This is a genomic window from Stenotrophomonas sp. P5_A8 (assembly GCF_056400545.1).
In genome coordinates this window covers 1-3,756 of the sequence record NZ_JBFULB010000357.1, presented here as the reverse complement: position 1 = coordinate 3,756, position 3,756 = coordinate 1, and the positions used below count along the sequence as shown (strand labels likewise).

Sequence of the window (3,756 nt, the reverse complement as noted above, 5' to 3'; positions counted from 1 at the left end):
ATGCTCGGCTGCGCCGATCCGGAAGCAGCCGAGCATGGCTCGGCTCTACCCGGTTTCCTTATCGCGGCACGCGGCACGGACCCGGACAACGGCCGGGTCCGCACACGCCCTTACGGCGCCAGCTTCGCCTTCAGCTCAGCCAGCAGCTTGGTCGGGGCAGCACCGGTAGCCGGCAGGCCACGCGGGTCAACGGCGGAGATGTACGCGCCGGCTTCCACGCCAACCACGCGCACCAGGAAGTCGCTGCCTTCATAGGCCACATCGTAGGAACCCAGCAGCTGGGCCTTGCTGGCGATCTTCACCCCTGCAATGGCGTCCAGCGCGGTGCCGACCTTGCCGAACGCCTCATCCTTGGTGCCCTGCACGGTGAAACCGGCAGCATTGGCGGCCGGTGCCTGCGTGCCGGCAGCGGCCGGCGCGGGCCTGGCCGACTGCGAGGCCAATGCCGGCACCTGGGCCGTGGCGCTGCCGCCCGGGACGTTCAGGTCCGGCGGCACTTCCAGCGGACGCATTTCCGGCGCGAGCGCGTAGTCGCCCTTCGCACCACGCTTGAAGCAGCCGGTGGTGCCCACGAGGGTGGCGGTGGCCAGGATCGCGAAGGACAGCACGCGGATGGCGGAAACGGATTGACGCATGTGAATCTCCTAGGTTACCACTGTCGATCAGTGGTTGGATAGTGCTTCCAGCGCACCGATGTCGGTGGCCAGGTGTTCGGCAGCGGCGTGATGGGCCGCAGACAGGGACAGCAGCGGCAGGCGAAGCCCGTGGCCGATGCCGATCCGGCGCAGCAGGTCCTTCACCGGGATCGGATTGGACTCCACGCCGCAGAATGCATGGAACGGCTCCAGGCGTGCATCCCACGCCTCGGCCGCGTCGCGCTCGCCGGCCGCAGCCAGGTCGCACATGCGCCGGTAGGCGCCCGGCAAGGCATTGGAGCCCACCGAGATCAGGCCATCGATGCCGGACAGGATCGAGCGTGCGGCGGTGCCGTCATCGCCACTGAGGATGGCGAACGCCGGCGAACGCAGCGCCAGCAGCGCCTGCACGCGGCCGACATCGCCCACCGCTTCCTTGATCCCGACGATGTTGGGATGGGCAGCCAGTTCGGCCACGGTCTCCGGCAACATGTCGCAGCCGGTACGCCCGGGCACGTTGTACAGGATCACGGGCAGACCGCCCTGGTCGGCCACCGCGCGGTAGTGCGCGATCAGTCCGGCCTGGGTCGGGCGCACGTACGGCGGGGTCACCACCAGCGCATGGGTGGCGCCATTGGCGGCCGCGCGGCGGGTCTGCTCGATGGTTTTGGCCGTCCCCGACAGACCGGTACCGGCCAGCACGGCGACGCGTCCGGCCACGGTTTTCACCGCGCTGCGCAGCAGCTGGTCGTACTCGTCGTCGGACAGGGCCGCGGCCTCGCCGGTCGAACCGGCCACCACCACCCCGTGAACACCACCCTCCAGTTGCAGGTGCAGCAAGCGCTGCCAACCGTCGGGATCCAATGCGCCGCTCGCCTGGAAAGGCGTGGCCAGCGCGGTGATGAGACCGGAAAGGGACAAGGAAACGTTGCTCGGAAGAAAGGGGGCACCCCACCTGCGTAAACGCCGGCCGGATGTACTTTGCATGTTACTTGCGGGTCGAAAGCGCGGGCAAGTATGCTGGACTCCGGCGAACGTGCCGTCGTCGGCCGTTCAGACTCACCTTGTATCACCCGGAACCATCTTGACCGACACCACGCCGCGGCCTGCGCCGACCGAAAACCATCTCCTGATCAACGCCTATACGACGCATCCGGAGTCCCCCCTGCTGCCCGTCACCCGGCGTATCGCCGACAGCGGCTGCAACCTGGTCGATGCCCGCCTGTCCACGGTGGGTCGCGATGTCTCGGTGACCGCCCTGGCCACCGGCTCGTGGGACTCGGTGGCAAAGCTGGAAGCCATGCTCACCCGCCTGGAGCGCGAGGAAGGCCTGAAGCTGGTCTGGTACCGCACCGGTGCCAAGCAGGCGCAGTCCAACCTGCTGCCCTACATCGTGGAAGTGATCGCCGCCGACAAGCCGGGCATCCTGTTCCAGCTGGCCGATTTCTTCGACCGCCAGGGCATCACCATCGAGAACCTGCAGAGCACCCGCTACCGCGCCATGCAGACCGGGGCGGAAATGTTCTCCGCGCAGGTCACCATCGGCGTACCGGCGAACATGCACATCGCCGCGCTGCGCGACGATTTCCTGGAGTTCTGCGACCACCTGAACCTCGACGCGATCATGGATCCGATGAAGTTCTGATCTTTCKCGCGTTCGTCACGGGCGCGCGATGTTTCATGCAGGTGTGATGACGCACGTCTGTAACAGCTTTGCCCCAGGCTCCGGAAAAAGGACCTCATGAACATCGGCGACACCCTGGACAGATCCACCCTCGATCTCCCGCTGGCACTGTCCGGCGGTGAAACCACCACCCTCGGCACGCTCGCCGGCCAATGGCTTGTTCTGTACTTCTATCCCAAGGACAGCACGCCAGGCTGCACCACCGAAGGCATCGACTTCAACGCGCTGCTCCCGCAGTTCACCCAGGCCGGCGCCCGCGTGTTCGGCGTCTCCCGCGATTCGGTCAAATCCCACGACAACTTCTGCGCCAAGCAGGGCTTCGCCTTCCCGCTGATCAGCGATGGCGACGAAGCGTTGTGCACCGCCTTCGATGTGATCAAGCTGAAGAACATGTACGGCAAGCAGGTGCGTGGCATCGAACGCAGCACCTTCCTGATTTCGCCCGACAGTCGTATCGTGCAGGCGTGGCGCAAGGTCAAAGTGGCCGGCCACGCAGACACCGTCCTTGAAGCCCTGAAGGCCGCGAAAACCCAGTGATCAATCCGGCACCCCCCATGGCCATCACCCTGCCCCGCAGGTCGTGATGGCTTGTCCCTGTTCTGCCACCAGGAATTGACGATGACCCGAGGCAAGCGCATCTACGTACTGGATACCAACGTGCTGATGCACGATCCGACCGCGCTGTTCAAGTTCGAGGAGCATGATGTCTACCTGCCGATGCAGGTGATCGAAGAGCTGGACAACGGCAAGAAGGGCACCACCGAGGCAAGCCGCAACGCGCGCCAGGTCAGCCGTTTCCTCAATGAGCTGGTGCAGGCCTCGGGCCTGGACAACCTGGCCGATGGCATCCCGCTGCAGCGCCCGAACGGGTTGCAGCTGCGCGGCAAGCAGAGCGTGGGCCTGCTGCGGTTCCAGACCAGTCATTTCGATGCGGGCAAGAGCTTCGGCGCGGTCATCCCGGACAACGCCATCCTCGGTGCGATCCTGGCGCTGAAGGAACAGGTGCCCGAGATCCCGGTGGTGTTCGTCTCCAAGGACATCAACCTGCGGATCAAGGCGGCCATCGCCGGGATCGTGTCCGAAGACTACGAGAACGACCGCGCGCTCGACGATTTCAGCCTGCTCTACACCGGCGCCACCGAGCTGCCGGAAGATTTCTGGAAGAAGCACACCGACAACCTGCGCAGCTGGAGCGACAAGGGCCGCACCAGTTACGAAATCATCGCCAGCGAAGACGAGAACTGGCATCCCAACCAGTACGCCTACCTGCCCGGCGAGGATGAAGTCGAACTGCGCGTGGCCAAGGTCGACAACGACAAGATCACCCTGTCGCTGGTCAACGACTTCCGCCACGGCAGCCACGCGGTGTGGGGCATCAGCGCGCGCAACCGCGAACAGAACTTCGCGCTCAATGCGTTGATGGACCCGGAGATCGAC

At 65.5% G+C, this 3,756-nt stretch carries 5 protein-coding genes; 3 read left to right on the top strand and 2 right to left on the bottom strand.

What is annotated here, in order from left to right:
• Positions 1 to 110: 110 nt before the first annotated feature.
• A complete protein-coding gene (locus tag AC1DQP_RS17910) occupies positions 111 to 635 on the bottom strand; it encodes a hypothetical protein (RefSeq protein ID WP_457318591.1) in 525 nt (174 codons plus the stop codon).
• A gap of 27 nt (positions 636 to 662) precedes the next feature.
• Positions 663 to 1,556 (bottom strand): 4-hydroxy-tetrahydrodipicolinate synthase, encoded by an 894-nt coding sequence (gene dapA / locus AC1DQP_RS17905; protein ID WP_457318592.1) that lies wholly within the window; start codon positions 1,554 to 1,556, stop codon positions 663 to 665.
• Positions 1,557 to 1,719: 163 nt separating this feature from the next.
• On the opposite strand from dapA, the gene AC1DQP_RS17900 reads away from it, so the two are divergent.
• The 3 genes from AC1DQP_RS17900 to AC1DQP_RS17890 form a co-directional block, all read left to right on the top strand.
• The gene (locus AC1DQP_RS17900; RefSeq protein ID WP_256774098.1) at positions 1,720 to 2,280 is read left to right on the top strand and encodes a glycine cleavage system transcriptional repressor; all 561 of its coding nucleotides are present in this window, start codon (positions 1,720 to 1,722) and stop codon (positions 2,278 to 2,280) included.
• A 96-nt stretch (positions 2,281 to 2,376) separates the two neighbouring features.
• A complete protein-coding gene (locus tag AC1DQP_RS17895; protein WP_457318593.1) occupies positions 2,377 to 2,856 on the top strand; it encodes a peroxiredoxin in 480 nt (159 codons plus the stop codon).
• An 81-nt stretch (positions 2,857 to 2,937) separates the two neighbouring features.
• The coding region (locus AC1DQP_RS17890; RefSeq protein ID WP_478052144.1) for a PIN domain-containing protein at positions 2,938 to 3,756 on the top strand (819 nt) is incomplete at its 3' end.

Bases quoted from the DNA above. Each gene is read 5' to 3' on its own strand.
- AC1DQP_RS17895 (WP_457318593.1), top strand. From the start codon at position 2,377: ATGAACATCGGCGACACCCTGGACAGATCCACCCTCGATCTCCCGCTG.
- AC1DQP_RS17910 (WP_457318591.1), bottom strand. From the start codon at position 635: ATGCGTCAATCCGTTTCCGCCATCCGCGTGCTGTCCTTCGCGATCCTG.